The sequence below is a fragment of the Streptomyces sp. NPDC026515 genome, assembly GCF_055567595.1.
Genome location: NZ_JBVHQD010000018.1, coordinates 35,946 through 56,811 on the forward strand (window position 1 = coordinate 35,946; position 20,866 = coordinate 56,811).

The window sequence follows — 20,866 nt, forward strand, 5'->3', positions numbered from 1 at the left end:
AGGGCGCCTGCGCCTGGGCTCAAGTGGCATGTATACGTACGGACGCCGGAGACTTACGGGACGGACGGCACGGACGGGACGGGTGGCATGGCGATGCGTCGTTACGGGCTTGCGTTGGTCGGAGCGGTGGCGGTGAGTGCGCTGGTGGTCGGCGCGGGCGGTACCGCGTGGGCCGAAGACGCCGATCTGGAGGTGCACGGGTCGGCCGTGATGAACGGGGACGTGGTCGTGGTCCGGGTGATCCCGCGCAACCTCGGGCCGGGCATCGTGTCGGACGCGACCGTACGGCTGCGCTGGTCGGCGGCGCTGGCGGACACGCAGCAGCTGCCGCCCGCCTGCACCCGTTCCGGGGACCGGGAGGTGGTGTGCGGCACCGGGCCGCTCGCCGTCGACCTGCCCGGCGGGCAGCTGGTGGTCCCGGTACGGCTGCGGGAGCGGTCGGCGGAGGTGACGATGGAGGCCGACATGGCGTGGAGCGGGGGCGCGGTGGACCGCGACCGTACGAACGACATGCAGCGCGTGCTGGTGCTGGCCACCGGGGACCCGTACGCCTTCTGACCCGCAGTACTGCCGGTACTCCCCGTACTCCCGGCAGTCCCGGGACTCCCCGCGGGCGGCACGGGCATCCGGGCCGGGGTGCCCGGCGGGCCGGGCGGGGGATGCGCGGGCACGTCGTCGTCGGCGGCTCGGCGGCCATCGTGTTCGTCGCGGTGGCCGCGCTGGTCGCGGCCCGGCTGGCGGCGGGCCCGTCGGCCCCGGTGGCCAGGACGGCTCCGTCACCGGCGGCGGTGGCGGCCGGATCCCCGAGCCCCACGCACGCGCCCTCGCCGTCGCCTTCCCGCTCCTCCGCCGAGCCGAGCGCGTCCCCGAGCCGGTCGGTCCGGCCCACGCCGTCGCCGCGCACCGTGCCTGCGGTGCGGGTCGCCTCCAGCGCCCGCAAGGGCGTCGGCGTGTGGTCGTTCGACGGGGTGAGCCGGGTGCTGGCCGCGAGCGGGGCGAGCTGGTACTACACCTGGAACACCCAGCACCAGGGCGTGACCACCCCGGGTTCGGCCTCCTTCGTGCCGATGATCTGGGGCGCCGCCTCCGTCACCGACGCGTCGCTGGCCCAGGCGCGGGCGGCGGGGCCGTACCTCCTGGGCTTCAACGAGCCCGACATGGCGCAGCAGTCGAACATGCCGGTCGACCAGGCGCTGAGCTGTGGCCGCGGCTGATGGCGGCGGGCAAGGTGCTGGGCAGCCCGGCCGTGGCGTACGGCGGGGACACGGCCGGCGGCTGGCTGGACCGGTTCATGACCGGGGCACGGGCGAAGGGGTACCGGGTCGACTTCATCACCCTGCACTGGTACGGCGGCGACTTCCGCACCCCGCAGGCCGTGCAGCAGCTGACGTCGTATCTGGCCTCGGTGTACGAGCGGTACCACGAGCCGGTCTGGCTCACCGAGTACGCGCTGATCGACTTCTCGCAGGGGACGCGGTTCCCGTCCGCGCGGCAGCAGGCGGACTTCGTCACGGCGTCCGCCAAGGCGCTGGACGCGTTGCCGTACGTCCAGCGGTACGCGTGGTTCGGGCTCGGCGCGGACCCGAAGCCGAGCAGCGGGCTGTTCACGGACGGTACGACGGCCACGGCGGCGGGCCGGGCCTTCCGGGCGGCGCGCTGAGCCGTCTCGGTGCCGCCGGCCGCGTGAGCCGCCGGCGGTACCGGTGGGGGGAATACCGGTGGGTGGGGTCTCGTTCTGCAGGTATAGTTGAACCGTAAACAACCTGGAGGGTGAGCGAGCATGCAGTTCGGGATCTTCACGGTCGGCGACGTCACGCCGGACCCCACGACGGGCCGGACGCCGAGCGAGCGGGAGCGCATCAAGGCGATGGTCGCGATCGCGCTGAAGGCCGAGGAGGTCGGCCTGGACGTCTTCGCGACCGGCGAGCACCACAACCCGCCGTTCGTGCCGTCGTCGCCGACCACCATGCTCGGCTACGTCGCCGCGCGCACCGAGAAGCTGATCCTCTCCACCTCCACCACCCTGATCACCACCAACGACCCGGTGAAGATCGCCGAGGACTTCGCGATGCTCCAGCACCTGGCCGACGGCCGGGTGGACCTGATGATGGGCCGCGGCAACACCGGCCCGGTCTACCCGTGGTTCGGGCAGGACATCCGGCAGGGCATCAACCTCGCCATCGAGAACTACGCCCTGCTGCACCGGCTGTGGCGCGAGGACGTGGTGAACTGGGAAGGCAAGTTCCGCACGCCGTTGCAGGGCTTCACCTCCACCCCGAGGCCGCTGGACGGGATCGCCCCGTTCGTCTGGCACGGCTCGATCCGCTCGCCGGAGATAGCCGAGCAGGCCGCCTACTACGGTGACGGCTTCTTCCACAACAACATCTTCTGGCCCGCCGACCACACCAAGCAGATGGTGGAGCTGTACCGGACCAGGTACGCGCACTACGGGCACGGCACCCCCGAGCAGGCCATCGTCGGCCTCGGCGGCCAGGTGTTCATGCGGCACAACTCGCAGGACGCGGTGCGCGAGTTCCGGCCGTACTTCGACAACGCGCCGGTCTACGGCCACGGGCCCTCCCTGGAGGACTTCACCGACCAGACCCCGCTGACCGTCGGCACGCCCGAGCAGGTCATCGAGAAGACGCTGGCCTTCCGGGAGTACGCCGGTGACTACCAGCGCCAGCTGTTCCTGGTCGACCACGCGGGGCTGCCGCTGAAGACGGTCCTGGAGCAGATCGACATGCTGGGCGAGGAGGTCGTACCGGTGCTGCGCAAGGAGTTCGCCAACGGCCGTCCGGCGAACGTTCCGGAGGCGCCCACGCACGCCTCGCTGCTCGCCGCGGCCGCTTCGCAGGGTTCGGAACCGGAGAAGCCGGAGAAGAAGGAGGCCGGAGCATGAAGCTGGTCGTCGTCTCGGCGGGGCTGAGCGTGCCGTCGTCCACCCGGCTGCTGGCCGACCGGCTGGCCGCCGCGGTGGGCCGGCAGGCCGCCGGTGCCGAGGTCGAGGTCGTGGAGCTGCGCGACCTCGCGGTCGAGATCGCGCACAACTTCACCAACGGCTTCCCCGGGCGCAGGCTCGCGGCCGCACTGGAGGCGGTGGCGGAGGCGGACGGCGTGATCGCGGTCACGCCGGTGTTCACGGCCTCGTACAGCGGCCTGTTCAAGTCGTTCTTCGACGTGCTGGACAAGGAAGCGCTGGTGGGCAAGCCGGTGCTGATCGCGGCGACCGGGGGCACGGCCCGGCACTCGCTGGTCCTGGAACACGCGCTGCGGCCGATGTTCGCGTACCTGCGGGCGGTGGTCGTACCGACCGGCGTGTACGCGGCGTCGGAGGACTGGGGCGCGGAGGGCCTGGAGGCCCGGATCGAGCGGGCGGCGGGGGAGCTGGCGGCCCTGATGACGGGGCTGAGCAGCGCGAAGCGGCAGGACGCGCCGGTGGTGGTGCCGTTCGAGGAACAGCTGGCGCGGCTGGCGGCGGGCTGAGAGGGATTCGCACGACCGCCCGCGGCCGTGCGCGCCACGGCTGCGGAAGCGCCCCTTCGGGGGCGCGGGGAACCGTGCGGCCAGCCCCCGCCGCCCGCACCCGGAACGCGCCGCGCCCGGTTGCCTCTGTGACGGTGAGAGCCCGGTAAAAAGGGTGATCGTAGACCCGCTCACCCCGGCCTGGTGCCGGAGGCCTTGGCAGACTGGGTCTGTGTCCCAGACTGTGCTGCTCGCCGAAGACGACCGCGCCATCCGCCACGCCCTGGAGCGGGCGCTCACCCTGGAGGGTTATGAGGTGACGGCGGTCGCGGACGGTGTGGAAGCCCTGGCGCACGCCCACCGCGACCGGCCCGACGTCCTCGTCCTCGACGTGATGATGCCGGGCATCGACGGCCTGCAGGTCTGCCGGGTCCTGCGCGCCGAGGGCGACCGCACCCCCATCCTGATGCTGACCGCGCTGGTCGAGACCGCCGACCGGATCGCGGGACTGGACGCCGGCGCCGACGACTACGTCGTCAAGCCCTTCGACGTGGAGGAGGTCTTCGCGCGGCTGCGTGCCCTGCTGCGGCGCACCTCCCCGGTGACCACCGGCGGCGGCCCGGGCGCCGTCGCCTCCGACCCCGGCCGGGAACCGCAGATCTCCGACCGGCAGATCGACGCGGCCGGCCTGCGGATGGACCTCCAGGCCCGCCGGGCCTGGCGCGGCCGGCGCGAGCTGGAGCTGACCCGCACCGAGTTCGAGCTGCTGGAACTGCTCGCCCGCAACGCCGGGATCGTCCTGGACCACTCCACCATCTACGACCGGATCTGGGGCTACGACTTCGGGCCCGGCTCCAAGAACCTCGCCGTCTACGTCGGCTACCTGCGCCGCAAGCTCGACGAGCCCGGCGCCCCCCAGCTGATCCACACCGTCCGGGGCGTGGGTTACGTGCTGCGGGAGGACTGAGTGGGCCGTCTCCGGCGGCTCCGGCGGGTGCTGGTCGGACGCCGGCCCGGACTCGTCTCCCTGCGCACCACCTTCGTCGTCTCCTTCGCGGCCGTCACCGCCGCCGTCACCATCGTCGTCGGCATCCTGTCGTACAACGCCGCCGCCCGGCTGGTCCGCGTCGACGAGCAGTCGGTGTTCACCCAGGTCGTCTCCGACGTCCAGGACGAGGTCAAGCAGGACCGGATGGTCCCGGAGGACTTCTTCTCCTCCTCCCGCCCGGGACACGACCTGGTCCGGCCGGTCCGCACCGACGTCCAGGTGCTCGGCGCGCGGGGCGAGGTCGTCGACCGGGGCAGCCCGGCGCTGCCCGTCACCGACGCGGACCGGGCGGCCGCCATGGCCGTGGCGGCCGGGACGACGGCCCAGCACAAGGACGTCCGGGTCGGCGACGACCTGTTCCGGATCGCCACGGTGGCGCTCGGCGACGGCCGGGGCGCGGTCCAGGTGGCGCAGGAGTTCAGCGACACGGAGGACCTGCTGCGGGCGCTCCAGCAGCGGACGCTGGCGCTGATGGCGGCGGTGGTCGTGGCCGCGGGGCTGTTCGGCTGGTGGCTGGCCCGCCGGATCACCCGCCGGCTGGTGATCCTCACCTCCGCGGCGGAGGACGTCGCCCGCACCCGGCAGCTCGGCATCCAGGTCCCGGTGACCGGGCTCGACGAGGTGGGCCGGCTGGGCAGGGCCTTCGACCGGATGCTGGGCCGCCTCGCGCAGTCCGAGGAGGACCAGCGGCGTCTGGTCCAGGACGCCGGCCACGAACTCCGCACCCCCCTCACCTCCCTCCGGACCAACATCTCCCTGCTCCGCCGCATCGACGAACTGCCGCCCGCCACCCGCGACGAACTCGTCGCCGACCTCGGCCAGGAGGCGCGCGAGCTGACCGACCTGGTCAACGAACTGGTCGACCTCGCGGCCGGGCAGTCCGACATGGAACCGCCGCAGCGCGTGGACCTGGCCGACGTCGCGGAGGACGTCGCCGGGCTGGCCCGCCGCCGTACCGGCCGCGAGATCCTGCTGCGCGCCGTCGGCGACACGACCACCGACGGCCGCCCCGGCACGCTCCAGCGGGCCGTCTCCAATCTCGTCGAGAACGCGGCCAAGTTCGACCGGGACGGCAAGGCGCCCATCGAGATCAGCGTCACCGGGCCCGCCCGGCCGGGCACGGTCCGCGTCGAGGTCCTCGACCGCGGTCCCGGAATCGCCGAGGGCGACCTGATCCGGATCTTCGACCGTTTCTACCGTGCCGCCGACGCCCGCTCCCTGCCCGGCTCCGGCCTCGGCCTGTCCATCGTGCGCGAGGTGGCGATGGCCCACGGCGGCGCCCCCTTCGCGTTCCGCCGGGCGGGCGGCGGCGCGGTGATCGGCTTCACGGTGGGCGGGGGGCTGGCGGGGGGCGGGGCGCAGCGCGCCTGAACCGGTCACGACCCCCAGGGAACCGTGAGGAAGCCCTCCGCGCGGGCGCTGGCCAGGCCGATCCTCGGGATGTCGCTGCTGCGGGCGAAGAGGAGGTAGCGGGGTTCCCATATCGGGCGGTACTTGGCGTTCGCGCGGTACAGGGACTCGATCTGCCACCAGCGGGAGAAGAAGGTGAGGGTGGCGTGCCAGAGGCGCAGGACCGGGCCCGCGCCGAGGCGGGAGCCGCGTTCGAAGACCGAGCGGAACATCGCGAAGTTCAGGGAGACCCGGTCCACCTTCAGCTCGGGTGCCTTGAGGAGGAGTTCCACGATCATGAACTCCATCAGGCCGTTCTCCGCGTCGCGGTCGCGGCGCATCAGGTCCAGGGAGAGGCCGTGTTCGCCCCAGGGGACGAAGTTGAGCAGGGCGCGGGGCACGTCGTCGGCGTCCCGGCACTCCAGCATCACGCAGCGCCCGTCCGCCGGGTCGCCGAGGCGGCCGAGCGCCATCGAGAAGCCGCGTTCCGTGGTGCCGTCGCGCCAGCGGTCCGCCCGTTCCGTCAGGAGGGACATCTCGGCGGGCGGGATGTCCTCGTGGCGGCGGACGCGGACCGTGTAGCCGGCCCGGCGGACCCGGTTGTGGGCCTGGCGGACCACCCGCATCGCGCGCCCTTCGAGGGTGAAGTCGGCGATGTCGACGATCGCCTCGTCGCCCAGTTCCAGGGCGTCCAGGCCGTGCCGGGCGTAGATGGTGCCCGCCTCCTCGCTCGCACCCATGACGGCGGGCGTCCACGCGTGCTGCCGGGCCTCCGTCAGCCACGCGTCGATCGCGCCGGGCCACGCCTCCGGGTCGCCGATCGGGTCGCCCGAGGCCAGGCTGACGCCGCCGACGACGCGGTAGGTGACCGCCGCCTTGCCGGTGGGCGAGAAGATCGCCATCTTGTCGCGGCGCAGGGCGAAGTAGCCGAGGGAGTCGCGGGCGCCGTGCCGGTCCAGCAGACCCCGCAGCCTCGTCTCGTCCTCCGCGCTGAGCAGGCGGCGGCCGCGCGGGGAGCGGAAGCCGGCGTACAGGACCAGGCAGAAGGCGGCGGCGAGGAGGACGTTGATGACGATGTCGGTCCAGCGGGAGGCGTGCACCGCGGTGACCTGGTCGGCGAGCGGGCCGACGCTGATGCCGCGCAGGAGCGTGTAGGCGATCTCGTCGGAGAGGGTGGCGCCGTGGAACCTGTTCGTGACATGGACCAGGAGCGTGCCCAGGACGCCCGTGACGGCGACGCCGCCGACGCCGACCGCCAGCGCCAGCCTCGGGTTCGAGGGGTCGCCGACCGCGTCGAACTCCCGGCGGCCGATCAGCAGCGCGGCCACGAAGAGACCGGTGAGCGCGGCGGAGACCCAGTTGAAGGCGTGAGCGCGGTACTCGTGCTGGGTGAGGGCGAGGACGTAGAGGACGAACAGGGGGGTGGACAGGACGACGTTGACCACCCAGGCGGCGCGCTTGCGGCGGCGCATCACCAGCACGAAGAAGATGGCGAGGGCCGCCGAGACCAGGCCCGCCGTGGCCAGGTACGGCGTGAAGAACTGGCCGGAGTGGTGGGCGTGCTGCCGGTGCAGGTGCAGGGTGAGGCGCCCGTTGTTGTGCTCGTCGACCTCGTGCCGGAACGGCAGGGACATGACCGCCGCTATGTTCAGTACGGCGATCAGCCGCAGGTACCAGACGGTGGCGTCGGCGGCCCGCCTGCGGAGGGCGCCGCCGGGGGTGGCGGCGGGACCGCGGCGGTCGGCGGACGCGCGCGCGGGGGTCAGGGTCGACTGCTGTGCGGGCATGGGGACCGGTCACCTTGGGGGACGGGGACGATGACAGAGAGGGCTGACCCTACAGTCCGTAGGGTAACGGCGGGAGGCGGTGAAGCGACCGGTCCTGGTGCGGAAGCGGTGCGGAATACGGTGTGAATGTGCGGAGGGTCCTCTTACGGACACTCCCGCTCGGCCCGCCGCCGGGCCGCCAGCACCCACGCGAGGTTCCCGATCGCCGCCCCGGCCGCCACCGCCGCGACGATCACTCCGCCGGTGGCCAGCCCGTCGCTGAACAGGTGCGGGCGCCGGTCGAGGCTGTGCAGGCCGAAGCCGGACAGCTCGTACACACCCACCGCCGCGATCAGCAGGCTCGCCACCAGCATCGCCACCGTGGGAGCGAGGCTGCGCCGCGTCTCCGTTGCGTCCGTGCCCTGCATGAGTACCCCCGATGAGCTGACGAGCCGCCGTGACCGATGGGGAACCTACAATACGTAGGGTCCGGATAGCCTCAGGACGTGCGTATCTACATCAGCGTGGACATGGAAGGCATCACCGGGCTCGTCGACCGGGACGATGTGCAGCCCGACGGCCGGGACTACGAGCGCGGCCGTTCGATGATGGCGCAGGACGTGAACGCCGCCGTACGCGGCGCGGTCGCCGCCGGGGCGACCGAGGTGCTCGTCAACGACGCCCACGGCCCCATGCGCAACCTGCTCCCCGAGGCCCTGCACCCCGCCGCGCGGCTGGTCCGCGGCAAGCCGAAGAAGATGACCATGCTGGAGGGGCTCACCGCACAGGACGACGCGGCGGTGCTCGTCGGCTACCACGCCCGGGCCGGCGCCCTCGGCGTCCTCAGCCACAGCTTCATGGGGCACGAGATCGAGGACATCTGGCTGGACGGGAGGCCGGTCGGAGAGATCGGGCTCGCGCATGCCACCGCCGGGGCGCTCGGCGTGCCCGTCGTGGCACTCACGGGTGACGACACGGCGTGCGCCGAGATGACGGCATGGGACGAATCGGTCGCCACCGTCCCCGTGAAGTACGCCCGGGACCGGTTCGCCGCCGAGCTGCGCCCGGCCGAGGAGGCCCGCCGGGCGATCGAGGAGACCGTCGCCGAGGCCCTGTCGCCCGCGCCGAAGCGGCCCGCCGCGCCCGAAGGGGAGTCGGCCCTCTCCGTGCGCTGGCAGTCCGCCTCGGTGCCCGCCGTGCTGCTCGGCATCCCGGGAGTCACGGCCACGGACAGCCGTACCGTCCAGGCCCGTGGCCGGCTCCCGGCGCTCTACCGGCAGTTCGGCGTCTGGATGCGGGTGGCCGCCTCGCTCACCAGCCAGCCGCCGTACTGCTGAGCCGGCTCAGCCGAACCGGCCCGCCACGTAGTCGGCCGTGCGCTGGTCCTGCGGGGAGCTGAACACGGCGTCCGTGGCGCCGTGTTCGACGATGCCGCCCGGGGTGCCCTGCTCGGCGAGGAAGAACGCGCACTGCTGGGAGACCCGGGCCGCCTGCTGCATGTTGTGCGTGACGATCACGATCGTGACCTGGCCGGCCAGGTCCTGGATGGTCTCCTCCACACGGCGGGTGGAGGTGGGGTCCAGGGCCGAGCACGGCTCGTCCATCAGCAGCACCCGCGGGCGGACCGCCAGCGCACGCGCGATGCACAGGCGCTGCTGCTGGCCGCCGGAGAGGGCGCCACCGGGCTGACGGAGCCGGTCGCGGACCTCCTTCCACAGGCCCGCGCGGGTCAGGGACTCCTCGACCAGCTGGTCCTTGTCCCGGCGGTTCACCTTCGTGCCGGTCAGCTTCAGGCCCGCCACCACGTTGTCGTAGATCGACATCGCCGGGAACGGGTTCGGCTTCTGGAAGACCATTCCGATCCTGCGGCGCGCGTCGGTCAGACGCCAGGACGGGTCGTAGATGTCCTCGCCCTCGAAGAGCACCTCGCCGCCGAACTGCGCCGAGGGGATCATCTCGTGCATCCGGTTGAGGGTGCGCAGAAACGTCGACTTGCCGCAGCCGGACGGCCCGATGAGCGCGCTGACCTCGCCCGCGGGCATGGTCAGCGACACCTGGCTGAGTACCTGGTGGGAGCCGAACCAGGCGGAGACGGCACGGGCTTCGAGGGTGGCGGGAGCGGGGCCGTCCACCAGCGGGACGGCGGGCAGTACGGCGGTGTCGGTCACGGCGGTGTGGGTCACGGCGGACTCGGTCGTCGCGGTCTCGGTCATCTCATTCACCTGGTTCACAGCAGATTCGGCAGCAGTTCGGTGGTCCGCGTCGCGACCTGGAGGCCGAGTACCGCGACGACCGGGGCGAAGACGATCCATGTCTGGTGGCGGCCCCAGCGGTGCCAGGTCCAGACGGCGGCCACGGCGGTGAGCAGCAGCGCCTGCAGCCACATCACCAGCGGCCAGGGCACCCCGGAGGGGCGGGCGAGGGGTTCCTCGGAGGACGGCAGGGTGCCGGCGCGGATCACGGCCGAGGGGGTCTGGAACGCCTCGGAGACCAGATCGGCGTCGACGCGCAGGATGCCCGAGGGGGCGAACCTCGGGCCCGTCGCCGTGATCAGCACCAGGCGGCCCTTCCCGGCGGCGAGCGCGGTCGGCGCCGGGTCCCCGGCCCGTCGTACGTCGATGACCTGGAAGTTCGCCTTGCCCTGGCCGGTGATCACGGTGAAGGTGTCACCGCTGGTCAGCTCGGAGAGCCTGCCGAACGGGCCGCCGTACGCCCCCGCCCGGCCCATCAGCACGCTGGTGCCGGCCTGGCCGGGCATCGGGGTGTCCCGGCGGTGCCCGGGGCCGTCGGTCAGCACGGAGGAGTCGGTGCCCTCCAGGACGACCTGGCTCAGTCCCAGCTTCGGAATCTTCACGAGGGCGAGCGGGGTGCCCGGTGCCAGCAGCTTGCCGTCCTGCCCGGTCTGGGCCACCGGGGCGGTACCGAGGGCGAGTTGCTCCCTCAACTGGTCGAAGTCGGCGTGCTGTGCGGCGTGTTGCTGGGCCCCGCTGACCACCAGCAGCTGCACGGTGATGCCGAGCAGCAGGGCGGCGAGGCTGAGCAGTCCGCCGCGCGAGAGGTGACGGACGAAGGTGACGCTGCGGACGGGCGTGCGCGGCACGGCCGCGGCCAGAGCTTTGGGTGTCGGTACGGCGACGGTCACGGGGCCCGCCTCCTTCAGAAGACGCGTGCGGGGCCGCCGGGAGCGCTGAGGCTCCCGGCGGGCCCGTCAGAGGGTTACTTGGAGGTGATGCTGAAGTTGGCGCCGGTCTTCGAGTTCACGGTCGAGGAACCGACGTAGAACGCGTGCAGGGTGTGCTTGCCCTTGGACAGCTTCGGCAGGGTGATGGTGACGTGGCCGCCGCTCAGGGTGCCGGTCGCGATGACCTTGGTGCCCTGGTAGATGCGGACGGTGCCGCCCGGGGTGGTGCCGGTCGCGGTGACCTTGACGGTGACCTTGCCCTTGGCGGTGTGGCTCACCGAGGTCGGGTGCGAGGTGGAGACCGCCGCCGACGCCTTGGTGATCTTCAGGGAGACGAGCGAGGAGGACGCGTTGAGCTTGGAGGTGCCCGGGTAGGACACCGACAGCGAGTGCGTGGCGACCTTGAGGTGGTTCGACAGGCCGATGGAGACCTTGCCGGACGAGTCCAGGGTGCCGGTGCCGACGACCGTGGTGCCGTCCTTGACGGTGACCTTGCCGGTCGGCTTGACGCCGTGCGAGCCGGTGACCGTGACGGCGACCTTCGGGGTCTTGCCGTAGGCGGTCGTGGCGGTGGTGGCCTTGGTGGTGCTGGCGTACTTGACGGCGCCCTTCCACGTGGCGTCCGAGCCGGCACCGATGATGTTGTAGCCGGTGACCGTGGCGGTGTAGGTGCCGCTGGCCAGGCCGGTGAAGGAGTACGTCTTGGTGGTGGCCGGGACGTCCTTGGTGGCGACGACCCCGCCGTCCGCGTCCGTCAGTGTCACCCGGTAGTCGGTCAGCGCCAGCGGGGTGGCGGCCGGGGCGGTCCAGGACAGCTTCAGGCCGGCGTCGCCCACGGTGGTCTTCAGGACGGGCGCGGCCGGCACCGTGTTGCTGGCGGAAAGGCCCTCCAGGCCACCCTGCAGGGCGTGCTTGGCCTGCAGGTTGACGGAGCCGTTGTACGCCTCGTTGACGAAGCCGAAGGCCGAGATGACCTTCTCCGCGCTCTCCGACGCCAGCTGGGCGGTGTGGCTGCCGCTGGTGACGAAGATGTCGTACAGGTCCTTGTCGAAGAAGACGCTGGTCGGGTCGATCGCGCGGCTCGGGACGACGTTGTAGACGTCACGGCCGAACGTCGAGTTCTCGTAGTAGGCCTGGACCGGGGCCAGCTTGCCGTTCACCGTGGTGACCGGGCTGGTGGCACCGTCGTCGCCCGGCAGCGTGATGGAGGCCAGGTGGCCGCCGGCCGCGGCGGCGGCCTTGCTGTAGTCGGGGGAGACGCCGTTGTTCTGGGCGATCCAGGAGCCCACGGAGAACGGGACGAGCGCGCCGTCCTCGGTGAGGGCCGCGTTGGCCTGGTTCTCCTGGACGACCTGGACGTTCGCGCCGAGCGGCGTGGTGGACATGCCGATCGCCGCGAGGAAGAACTTGCGGGTGCCCGAGCCGTCCTGCGGGATCTTCGGGTGCAGGGTCTGGCCGTTCAGCTCCTTGAGCGAGCCGGAGTAGATCTCGAACAGCTGCTGCTTGGTCAGCGAGTCCAGGCCCGAGCCCCTGACCGCGACACCGACGGCGTCGCGGGCCATCGGAACGTAGGTGAGAGCGGTTCCGGTGGCGGACGGACCGCCGGAGGAGCGGGCGAAGTCGACCTGGCCCTTGATGACGGTACCGGTGTTGGCCGGGAACTTGTCGCCGGTCAGCGACGCGGACAGCGCCTTCTGGCCGTTGCCGGAGCCGTTCGGGCGGGCGAACGGCGCGCCGCCGGAGCGGGTGACGATGGTGGACGTGGTGGAGCCGGTGCCGGGCTCGATCGCGTCGTACGAGGCGACGCCCGCGCCGTTCGCCGACTTCACGGCGGTGGCGGAGTAGCTGGTGCCGTTGACGGTGTCGCCGGCCAGGGCGTTGACCACGTCCTGGGTGGTGTCCGAGCCCACGCCGACCAGCTGGCGGAAGGTGCCCGCGGGGGCGGGGTCGGCGATCGCCGGGGTGGCGAGGGCCAGGCCGCCGGCCACCACGGCCGCGGCGACGAGCGCCGCCGAGGAGCGCAGATTGCGCATCGAGAGTCTCCTGACGAGAGCTAGCTGGGGTGTTGCTGAGGGATCTGGCAGGGTGGTGCAGACCGTCCGCCCCGACTGCCTTTCGGGGCGGGCGGTCGTCTGTGGGGAGCGCGCGGGGCGCTCGGGGGCTACGGGAGCAGGCGGCGCAGTCGCCGCGACAGCTCCGGTAGTCCGGGTACGAGGGTCACGGCCCGTCCGCCGGGCAGCGGCAGGCGCAGCGGCAGCCGCAGCCGGTTGCCGCCCGCGAAGGGCGCTCCGACACCGGCGGCCGCCCCTAGCGCGGCCCCCGCCGGAACGGCGTACCGCAGCGGGTTGGCCGGGTCGGCCGGGGTGTTGCCGGCCGCGGTGGTCTCCAGCGACCTGCCGCCGTCGAACGACGCCGCCGGGCTCGGCGAAGCACCGCCGACGGGGTCCCCGGTGCCGGTGCCGCCGACCGCGCCCGCGCCCGCGGTGTCCCCGGCGGAGCCGGACGCGACGTCACCGGAGGTGTCCGTGCCGCCGCCGTCGGCCGAGCCGTCGTCGGCGGGGCTCGGGCCGGTGTAGCGGATCAGCGCGTCCGCCGCCTTGACGGCCTGGGCCCGCAGTTTCCGGGAGAGCGGGGCGTAGCCGACGGGCAGCTTGCCCGGGTCGGAGCCCGAGGTCTGTCCGGTGGCCGCCGCGTACCGCAGCAGGGCGGCGTAGTCCTCGCGGGCGGCCTTGGTCACCTTGCCGGGACGGACCGCCGCGTAGACCAGCTGGGCCAGCGGATAGGCGCCCTTCGCCGTGGCGTTCGCCGGGGTGATCTCGGCGACGCCGGTGCCTGAGGCGGTCGCGGCGGCCGCGGTCAGGCTCGCCGCGGTCGGGGCGACGAACCTGCCCGCGCTGTTCTCCAGTTCGGCGGTCTGCAGACCGTAGCGGGCGGCGGAGGCCACGTCCGTCACCGTGATCACGAAGCGTGAGCCGACCGTCTGCGGACCGACGCTCTTGTACGCCGGCGGGGTGGCCAGCGGGTCCCAGCTGGACTTCCAGAGGGTGTCCGCGCGCCGGGTGTGCAGGGCGCCGGCGTGCATGTCGTCCACGTAGGGGTGGAAGTCGGTCATGCACTGCTTGTCGTCGTCGGGGGCGCCGGAACCGGGCGGGATCGTGCACCAGGGGTCGTTCTTCGGGTACTCGTCGGTGTTCGACGGGTCGAAGGCGGCGCCGGACGGGTTCAGGTCCGCGTTGGTGCTGTAGTACGGGTTGACCCGCATCCCGTCGTCGTCGGGGACACCGGAGAGGAACTGCCGGGCGGCCTTGTCGGCGACGATCCACTGCCAGAGCGCGCGGGCGGTGTCGGTGTGGCCCAGGGAGGTCATCAGGTCGGTGTCGGTGGCCGGCGTCTCGGCGACCGAGAGGTCGGCGAACTCGGGGTTCAGGGAGATGAACTCGGGGTCGGAGGCGAGTCCCGCCGGGTTGTTCTCCGCCCAGCCGTACCCCTTGGCCACTCCGCTGTCGAGCACCGAACCCCAGGTGGAGTTGCGGTAGGACTCGGTCAGCAGCTTGGCCAGCAGACGGGGGTTGAGCTTGATCGACTCGACCTTGGTGCCGGCGAGTTTCTGCACGCTCTCCGGCGCCGTGGACCTGGGTCTGCGTTCGATCGTGAACCCGATGACGGCCCCGCTCAGTGCGACCGGGGCGTAGGCCGTCGTACCCGATGGCGCGCTGGTGCCCGGGTCGGCGCCGAGTCTGCGGGTGGTGAAGGCGAGACCGCTGGAGCCGTCCGAGATGAGCCGGGCCCGGGTGTTGGGCTCGCCGTACTCGGTGTAGCTGTAGACCTTGCCCTCCGTGCACAGCTTGGCCTGCCAGCTGGTCATCGCGTCGGCTGCCAGCTCGCTGCCCGTGGTCGGGCGCTCGTCGGAGCCGAGGGCGCAGTTGGTGCCCACGCTGTTGAAGTCCAGCTTGACGGCGACGCGGTTCTTCCAGTTGGTCGAGGAGACCGGGGAGCCCGCGTTGACGTGGCTCTGGTCCGCGTACGGCTTGCCGTCCAGGTCGAGGCTGCCCTGCGGGACGATCACCAGCCAGCAGGAGCGGGGCCGGGTGACACCGTCGGTGGTGACGGGGACGCCGCAGCCCAGGTGCGGCGCCTCGTTGGCGGTCTGGACCTCGAAGTACTCCTGGCCGGTGCCGTCGGCGCTGGTACGGGCGAAGTCGACCTCGTTGGTGGTGTTGTAGTTGAAGAGCGGGTTGTTCTGGGTGTTCCTGGTGATCGTGGTGCCGTCCACCGACTTGAAGGGGACCTCGCCGGGGGCGTTGGGGTTGGTGGCGCCGTACCGGTCGTCCTGGCCGTAGTTGGCGGGGTCGGCGCTGTAGAAGATCTGCCGGGTGTCGTCCTGCCCGTTGCCCGGCCAGCCACCGCGGTTGGTGGTGGGGGAGGCGCCGAACTGGCACTGGGTGCGTGACGGGCCGGGGTTGGACGGGACCGTCCCGTCGTCGTCGCCCCAGCACTGCATGATCTGCACGAAACCGGTGTTGAACTGCGAGCCCGCGAAGGTGGTCGGCGCGCCGCCGGACCAGCTCACCGAGATGGCCTGGCTGGTGAGGTGCGTGGTCTGGCTGACCGTGAACTTCATGTCCTCGAACTCGCCGCGTCCGGACACCGTCACGGCGGATCCGGCGCCGCCCGCCGCGGTGGCGGACGGGGCCGCCTGGGCCACGGCGAGACCGGCGAGGGCTCCGACGGTGGCGCCGGCCAGCAACCGGACGAGGACGTTCCTGATCCGCCGTCTCATCGCGAACCCCCCTCGTCCGAGCGGCCGTTGCCCTTGCCGCCGACCAGGCGGGAGACCAGTGACGGCAGCAGGAGCAGACCGAGGACCAGGACCGCGGCCAGCAGCATCAGCGTCTGGGTGGCGGTCCAGCCGTGCGCGGTGGCCACGGCGACGGGCTGGGCCAGGGCGACCGTGCCGTCGGCGGCCGTACCACCGCCGGAGCCGGAGCCGCCCGAACCGGTGCCGTCCGGGGAGACGGTCTGGCCGGTGTCGGGGTCGACGGAGGGCGTGGCGCTGCTTCCGCCGGTACCGCCGCCGTCGCCGCCCGTGCCGGTCGCGCCGCCGGACGTGGAGCCGCCGCTGCCGCCGGAGGTGCCGCTGCTGCTGCCCGAGCTCGTCTTGGTGCCGCCGGTGCCCGTGGTGCAGGGCGCGGCACCCTTCTTGTCACAGGCCGCGGGGTAGGGCGCGGTCTGGGCGAGCCGGTTCTGGCCGTTGGCGGTGAAGGTCGGGTTGTTGCAGTTCTTGATGTTGATGTTCTGCGTCTCCACGCCCGGGATCCGGCGGATCTGGTCGAAGCCGGCCTGGACGAGGTTGATCGGCAGTGGCGAGTAGCCGAGCTTCGGTGCCTGCTGCTGTCCCTGGCACATGAAGTAGTAGGAGAAGGCGCCCAGCGTCTTGCCCTTCTCCTTGGTGAAGGTGCCCTGCACCTTCAGCGGCAGGATCATGTACGAGTAGCTGGACAGCGGGTAGTTGCGCTTGTCGGTGTCGTTGTAGACGCCGTCGAGCTGCTGGGTGAGGTAGTCCGCGGAGCTCTTGTCGGTGTTGATCTTCGCCTTGAGCAGGGAGACCGCCACGTTCGACGGAGTCGGTTCGGTGTAGTAACCGGCGTGGTTCAGCACCTTCGCCACGGGATACCGGGCGTTGACGGCGTACGAGTAGTTGACGTACCCGATCGCGCCCTCGCCGTAGTTCTGGGCGACGTAACCGGCGACACCGAGGTCACCGGACTGGGCGATCATGCCGGAGACGGTGGGGTAGTACGAGGTCTGGCCGCAGGAGCCCGAGCGGCCGACCTTCGCGCAGTAGGCGTTCCACAGCGACCTGTGCTGGTTCGCCATCCACATCGTGAACTGGGCCGTGGAGCCGGAGCCGTCCGAGCGGACCACCGGGACGATGGTGCGGTGCGGCAGCTGGAGCCCGGGGTTGTCGGCCTTGATCACCGGGTCGTCCCAGGTCTTGATCGCCCCGGTGAAGATCTTGGTGACCACGTCGCCGGAGAGGCGGAGGTTGGTGACCCGCTTGCCGTTGACGGTGAGGTGGTACATGAAGACGGTGCCGCCCGCCACGATCGGCATGTAGGCGTAGGAGCCGCTCGCGGGGCGTTCGGCCGCGCTGCCGTCGGTGGGGTTCGTCTGGAACGGGATGTCGGAGACGGCGAAGTCGACGGTGCCGGAGAGGAACTGGCGGCGGCCGTCCGACGAACCGGTGCCGGCGTAGCTGATCCGCATGCCGTACTGGTTGACGGCACGGCGCCATTCGTCGACGGCGTTCTCGGCCCAGGTGGAGCCGGCGCCCGCGATGGGGGTGTAGCTGTCGGCGGACGCGTTCTGGGCGATGCCGATGACGGTGAGAGGGCTCAGGATGCTGAGAAGCGCGGCAAGGATGCCCAGCCGTCTCAGGATGTTGATGACAGGGCTGGACATCAGTGACGGTCTCCGTCCGTGGGGCCGTGTTCGGTCTCGTTGTCGGGTGCGGGTGGGGTGGGGTTCGTCGAGCCGTTCCCCGTGTCCCTTGGCGCGCTGCTCCCGCCCGAGCCGTCGGGGCTGTCGGTCTCGAACAACTCCGGTTGCGGCGCGTGGAGGTCGGTGAATCTCCGCGCGTCCCGGCGGGACGCCCTCGCCGCCCTCTTCGCCTGGCGCCTGTTCTGGTGGCCGGGGCCGCGGCCACCGATCACGCGGGCGATCGCGAAGAGGACCAGGACCAGTGCCATCAGGACAGCCGCCGAACCGAAACCGCGGGCGATCATCGTGGGCTCGGGGGACTTGACGAAGTTGAAGACGGCGAGCGGGAGGGAGACCATCGGGCCGCTCGTCGGGTCGGCGTTGAGCGCCGCCGTGTACCCCGCCGTCAGCAGGACCGGGGAGGTCTCGCCGATGCCGCGGGCCGTGCCGAGGATGACGGCGGTGGCGAGGCCGGAGCGGGCCGTGGGCAGGACCACGTGCCAGACCGTCCGCCAGCGCGGGGCGCCGAGCGCCTCGGACGCCTCCGTCAGCGTGCCCGGCACCAGGCGCAGCACCACGTCCGCCGCGCGGATCACGATCGGCAGCATCATCACGCTGATCGCGAAGCCCGCCGCCAGACCCGACTTCTGCATGCCGAGGCCGAGGATCCAGACCGCGTACACCATCAGGCCCGCCACGATCGAGGGCAGCGCGGTCATCGCCTCGACGATCGTCCGGACGAACCGCGAGAAACGGCCGCGGATCTGGTTGAGGTACACCGCGCAGGCCAGGCCCAGCGGGACCGTGATCGCCAGTGCGATGGTGATCATGATGAGGGTGCCGAGCATGGCGTGCGCGATGCCGCCGTGGGTCAGCGGGTCGAGCGGGCCTGCCGCCTGCATGTCCTGGGTGAAGAAGTTGCCGTGCGGCAGGGCCTCCCGGCCACGCCACGCGGTGAAGCCGACGACCATGGCGAGCGCGCAGAACATCAGCCCGCCCGCGGTCCACAGGACGACGGTCATCACCCGGTCCCGTACCGCCTGGCCGTCCTCCTCAAGGCCTGTCAACACCGCGTAGACACCGAGGAATGAAAGGTATGCGGTGACGAAGAACCCCAGGGCCCCGGAGAACGGCGCGAGTTCGCCGAAGAGCAGGACGGCGGTGCACAGCCCGGAGGCGGCGGCGCCGAGCAGCGACAGCACCCCGGAGCGGGTGAGCCCGCCGATCCGGCGCGGGACGTCGGGGAGCCCGGCGGCGGAGCCGTCCGCGGCGGCGACCGGGGTGCGGACCGCGGTGCCGTTACGGGGGGCGTCCCGCGGAACGTTCTTCTCAAGGTCTGCGACGGTCATCGTCACGCCTCGCTCTGCGCGCCGGACCGTGACCGCGCCACGATCGAGGAGGCGGTGAAGTTGACCGCCAGGGTGAGCAGGAACAGCGCCAGGCCCGCGGCCATCAGCGCCGACATGCCGAAGGTGGAGGCATCGCCGTAGTGCAGGGCGATGAGGGAGGAGACCGAGTTCGCACCGGTCTGCAGGATGTGCGGCTGGATCGCGAAGACCGGGGAGATGATCAGGTAGACCGCGATGGTCTCGCCGAGCGCCCGGCCCAGGCCCAGCATGGTGCCGCCGATGATCCCGCCCATGCCGTACGGCAGTACGACCGCGCGGATCATGCCCCAGCGGGTGGCGCCGAGCGCGTAGGCGCCCTCGCGTTCACCGGCCGGTGCCTGGGCGAACACCTCGCGCATCACCGAGCACTGGATCGGCGCGACCATCAGGGCGACGACGATCCCGGCGACGAAGGTGGAGGCGGTGTAGACGCTCTGGGAGGCCAGGGGTTCGCCCGGCTGGACGCCGTCGACGTGCAGGAACGGGATCCACCCGAGCCAGTCCGACAGCCAGCGGGACAGCCCGATCACATGCTCCTGGAGGAAGAACAGCCCCCACAGGCCGTAGACCACGGACGGCACGGCGGCCATCAGGTCCACCATCGTGACGAGCGTGCGGCGCAGGGGCCGGGGCGCCACGTCCGAGATGAACAGGGCGGTGCCGATGGCCAGCGGCACGCTGATGGTGACGGCGACGGCGGCGATGAGCAGCGTGCCGGTGAGCACGGCCGCGATGCCGAACCTGTGCACGTCCGGCTGCCATTCGGCGGTCGTGAGGAAGGCCCAGACGCCTCTGGCCCGCAGCGCCTGCCCGGCTCGGAGCAGCAGGAACAGTCCTACGGCGGCCATGATGGCGAGGACGATGCCGCCCGTGGCCGTCAACTGGTACCGGAACGCCCGGTCCCCGAGCCCTCGGGCGGCGGACAGCCGCCTGGGCACGGGTCTTTCGGATTCCGCCCCGGCGGAACCCTCGAGTGTGGACACCACTGTGTCCCCCCTATACGAAAAGAATCTCCCCGCACGGCCCCGAGTTGGGGTGCCGCGCGGACAGAGTCAATGGCCGGTTCCTTGCGCACCAGCACGTCGAATGTGGAGAACGAGTGAACGGTTCATGCCATTTGAGTGGGGGAGATGTGGGCGTCTGTGTGTTGGAGGCCCGGGCGGGACGAGGCCGGTGGGGCGGTGTGCGGACGTGAAGACCTGGGCGGGTGGGCGCGAAGGGGCCTGCGAGCGGCTCCGCGGGCCTGGTGGGCCGGGCACCCGCGTCCGGCGGGCGGGCGTCGAGGCCGCGGCCGGGTGACGGGGGAGTGAAGGTGCGGTCCTGGCCGGCGAGTCGGGGCGGCGTCCGACACGGGGGCCGGGCGTCGGCCGGGGGGCGAGTCGAGCCGCGCGACGGGCGGACGGTCCTTCCGCGGGCCGGGGGAGTGGTCCGCGACCGGTTCAGTCGCGTCCGGCGTGGGCCAGGGCGCGCCTGACGGCGTCCTCGTTGCGGCCGAGCACCGCCTTCTCCACGCTGTGGTCGTCGTGCCGGGAGAACCGCTCGCCCTCCGCGACGTCCTCCTTGCTCAGCACCCTTCCGCACCACTCGCCCTGGTCGCCGGTGTGGTCGTCGAAGGGGACGGCCCCGCCCTCGCCGAGGACCACCCAGCCGCCCTCGCGCCAGCGCAGCGCGAGCAGATAGGTGTGGCCTACCTCGAGCCGGGGCGCGTCGGTGGCCGTCTGCGCCACCCGGGTGCCGCCGGCCCGGTGGACCTCCCGGCCCGGCGCGACCATGTCGAAGTCCCGCCCGACGGCGTGCCGGGGCGAGCTGCGCGACCACAGCCGGCTGTCGGTCCGGAAACTCACCCGACGGTCCATCGCGTACGCGATCGGTCCCTTGCGGTAGTTCCGCCGGTTGGTCTCCTGCTCCCGGACCGGGCCGGCGACGACGACGTGATCGGCGTACGACACCCAGTCCTTGGCCGTCTGCGACGGATAGAGGTCACCTGACGTCCCGCACCCCGGCACCGAAATCCAGCCCTGGCCTGCCGAGCAGCACCCCGGCGACGACCCCGACGGCGGCCAGGACCGCGGCGACGGACCGTGCCGGCACGCGCCGAGGCATGACAGATCGTTCCCCCATGACGAAAACGCCCCCCCCTGTGCGTCAG

17 protein-coding genes and 1 pseudogene are annotated in these 20,866 nt (G+C 72.1%); 7 read left to right on the forward strand and 11 right to left on the reverse strand.

The features are described 5' to 3' along the window. Window positions 1-87 precede the first annotated feature (87 nt). From ACZ4O3_RS32010 to ACZ4O3_RS32035, 6 genes and pseudogenes are all read left to right on the forward strand, one after another. Complete coding sequence (locus ACZ4O3_RS32010; protein WP_467725536.1) at window positions 88-558, forward strand: hypothetical protein; 471 nt, start codon at window positions 88-90, stop codon at window positions 556-558. 101 nt (window positions 559-659) lie between these two features. Beyond that, window positions 660-1,660 (forward strand): annotated as a pseudogene (locus ACZ4O3_RS32015) (glycoside hydrolase family protein). 120 nt (window positions 1,661-1,780) lie between these two features. Then, the gene (locus tag ACZ4O3_RS32020) at window positions 1,781-2,902 is read left to right on the forward strand and encodes an LLM class flavin-dependent oxidoreductase (RefSeq protein WP_362728543.1); all 1,122 of its coding nucleotides are present in this window, start codon (window positions 1,781-1,783) and stop codon (window positions 2,900-2,902) included. Next, window positions 2,899-3,486, forward strand: a complete 588-nt coding sequence (locus tag ACZ4O3_RS32025; RefSeq protein WP_362728545.1) for an FMN reductase — start codon at window positions 2,899-2,901, stop codon at window positions 3,484-3,486. The genes ACZ4O3_RS32020 and ACZ4O3_RS32025 overlap by 4 nt, the downstream gene beginning before the upstream one ends. Window positions 3,487-3,709: 223 nt before the next feature. Beyond that, window positions 3,710-4,432 carry a response regulator transcription factor gene (locus ACZ4O3_RS32030; RefSeq protein ID WP_362728547.1) on the forward strand — a complete coding sequence of 241 codons (723 nt, stop codon included), beginning with the start codon at window positions 3,710-3,712 and terminating at the stop codon, window positions 4,430-4,432. Next, the gene (locus ACZ4O3_RS32035; RefSeq protein WP_467725539.1) at window positions 4,433-5,884 is read left to right on the forward strand and encodes a sensor histidine kinase; all 1,452 of its coding nucleotides are present in this window, start codon (window positions 4,433-4,435) and stop codon (window positions 5,882-5,884) included. Window positions 5,885-5,889: 5 nt separating this feature from the next. On the opposite strand, the gene ACZ4O3_RS32040 is transcribed toward ACZ4O3_RS32035, so the two are convergent. Then, on the reverse strand, window positions 5,890-7,689 hold the full coding sequence (locus ACZ4O3_RS32040) for a phosphatidylglycerol lysyltransferase domain-containing protein (protein ID WP_362723476.1): 1,800 nt from the start codon (window positions 7,687-7,689) through the stop codon (window positions 5,890-5,892). 143 nt (window positions 7,690-7,832) lie between these two features. Next, window positions 7,833-8,096: a hypothetical protein gene (locus ACZ4O3_RS32045; protein ID WP_362723472.1), complete on the reverse strand. Its 264-nt coding sequence runs from the start codon at window positions 8,094-8,096 to the stop codon at window positions 7,833-7,835. A gap of 78 nt (window positions 8,097-8,174) precedes the next feature. On the opposite strand from ACZ4O3_RS32045, the gene ACZ4O3_RS32050 reads away from it, so the two are divergent. Further along, window positions 8,175-9,005: a M55 family metallopeptidase gene (locus ACZ4O3_RS32050; protein ID WP_467725542.1), complete on the forward strand. Its 831-nt coding sequence runs from the start codon at window positions 8,175-8,177 to the stop codon at window positions 9,003-9,005. A 6-nt stretch (window positions 9,006-9,011) separates the two neighbouring features. Here ACZ4O3_RS32050 and pstB read toward each other — a convergent pair whose 3' ends face one another. The 9 genes from pstB to ACZ4O3_RS32095 form a co-directional block, all read right to left on the reverse strand. Continuing rightward, the gene (pstB, locus tag ACZ4O3_RS32055; RefSeq protein WP_362723469.1) at window positions 9,012-9,881 is read right to left on the reverse strand and encodes a phosphate ABC transporter ATP-binding protein PstB; all 870 of its coding nucleotides are present in this window, start codon (window positions 9,879-9,881) and stop codon (window positions 9,012-9,014) included. A 14-nt stretch (window positions 9,882-9,895) separates the two neighbouring features. Further along, window positions 9,896-10,810, reverse strand: coding sequence for a sortase (locus ACZ4O3_RS32060; RefSeq protein WP_362723466.1), 915 nt, complete (start codon window positions 10,808-10,810; stop codon window positions 9,896-9,898). A gap of 74 nt (window positions 10,811-10,884) precedes the next feature. Next, window positions 10,885-12,882 carry an Ig-like domain repeat protein gene (locus ACZ4O3_RS32065; protein ID WP_362723463.1) on the reverse strand — a complete coding sequence of 666 codons (1,998 nt, stop codon included), beginning with the start codon at window positions 12,880-12,882 and terminating at the stop codon, window positions 10,885-10,887. A gap of 128 nt (window positions 12,883-13,010) precedes the next feature. Further along, window positions 13,011-15,629, reverse strand: coding sequence for a hypothetical protein (locus ACZ4O3_RS32070; protein ID WP_467725545.1), 2,619 nt, complete (start codon window positions 15,627-15,629; stop codon window positions 13,011-13,013). Beyond that, window positions 15,626-17,311 carry a phosphate ABC transporter substrate-binding protein PstS gene (locus tag ACZ4O3_RS32075; protein WP_467725547.1) on the reverse strand — a complete coding sequence of 562 codons (1,686 nt, stop codon included), beginning with the start codon at window positions 17,309-17,311 and terminating at the stop codon, window positions 15,626-15,628. The genes ACZ4O3_RS32070 and ACZ4O3_RS32075 overlap by 4 nt, the downstream gene beginning before the upstream one ends. Continuing rightward, window positions 17,311-18,678, reverse strand: coding sequence for a phosphate ABC transporter permease PstA (pstA, locus tag ACZ4O3_RS32080; RefSeq protein WP_467725549.1), 1,368 nt, complete (start codon window positions 18,676-18,678; stop codon window positions 17,311-17,313). Before pstA ends, ACZ4O3_RS32075 begins: the two co-directional genes overlap by 1 nt. A gap of 2 nt (window positions 18,679-18,680) precedes the next feature. Further along, window positions 18,681-19,655 (reverse strand): phosphate ABC transporter permease subunit PstC, encoded by a 975-nt coding sequence (pstC, locus tag ACZ4O3_RS32085; protein ID WP_467725551.1) that lies wholly within the window; start codon window positions 19,653-19,655, stop codon window positions 18,681-18,683. A 501-nt stretch (window positions 19,656-20,156) separates the two neighbouring features. Next, on the reverse strand, window positions 20,157-20,666 hold the full coding sequence (locus tag ACZ4O3_RS32090; protein ID WP_467725552.1) for a hypothetical protein: 510 nt from the start codon (window positions 20,664-20,666) through the stop codon (window positions 20,157-20,159). A 31-nt stretch (window positions 20,667-20,697) separates the two neighbouring features. Continuing rightward, a complete protein-coding gene (locus ACZ4O3_RS32095) occupies window positions 20,698-20,820 on the reverse strand; it encodes a hypothetical protein (RefSeq protein WP_467725554.1) in 123 nt (40 codons plus the stop codon). Between the last annotated feature and the right edge of the window lie 46 nt (window positions 20,821-20,866).

What these genes read in the sequence shown, in the direction of transcription:
- ACZ4O3_RS32010 (WP_467725536.1), top strand. Translation starts at nt 88, where the DNA reads ATGGCGATGCGTCGTTACGGGCTTGCGTTGGTCGGAGCGGTGGCGGTG.
- ACZ4O3_RS32020 (WP_362728543.1), top strand. Translation starts at nt 1,781, where the DNA reads ATGCAGTTCGGGATCTTCACGGTCGGCGACGTCACGCCGGACCCCACG.
- ACZ4O3_RS32025 (WP_362728545.1), top strand. Translation starts at nt 2,899, where the DNA reads ATGAAGCTGGTCGTCGTCTCGGCGGGGCTGAGCGTGCCGTCGTCCACC.
- ACZ4O3_RS32040 (WP_362723476.1), bottom strand. Translation starts at nt 7,689, where the DNA reads ATGCCCGCACAGCAGTCGACCCTGACCCCCGCGCGCGCGTCCGCCGAC.
- ACZ4O3_RS32045 (WP_362723472.1), bottom strand. Translation starts at nt 8,096, where the DNA reads ATGCAGGGCACGGACGCAACGGAGACGCGGCGCAGCCTCGCTCCCACG.
- pstB (WP_362723469.1), bottom strand. Translation starts at nt 9,881, where the DNA reads ATGACCGAGACCGCGACGACCGAGTCCGCCGTGACCCACACCGCCGTG.
- ACZ4O3_RS32065 (WP_362723463.1), bottom strand. Translation starts at nt 12,882, where the DNA reads ATGCGCAATCTGCGCTCCTCGGCGGCGCTCGTCGCCGCGGCCGTGGTG.
- ACZ4O3_RS32070 (WP_467725545.1), bottom strand. Translation starts at nt 15,629, where the DNA reads ATGAGACGGCGGATCAGGAACGTCCTCGTCCGGTTGCTGGCCGGCGCC.
- ACZ4O3_RS32075 (WP_467725547.1), bottom strand. Translation starts at nt 17,311, where the DNA reads ATGTCCAGCCCTGTCATCAACATCCTGAGACGGCTGGGCATCCTTGCC.
- pstA (WP_467725549.1), bottom strand. Translation starts at nt 18,678, where the DNA reads ATGACCGTCGCAGACCTTGAGAAGAACGTTCCGCGGGACGCCCCCCGT.
- ACZ4O3_RS32095 (WP_467725554.1), bottom strand. Translation starts at nt 20,820, where the DNA reads ATGCCTCGGCGCGTGCCGGCACGGTCCGTCGCCGCGGTCCTGGCCGCC.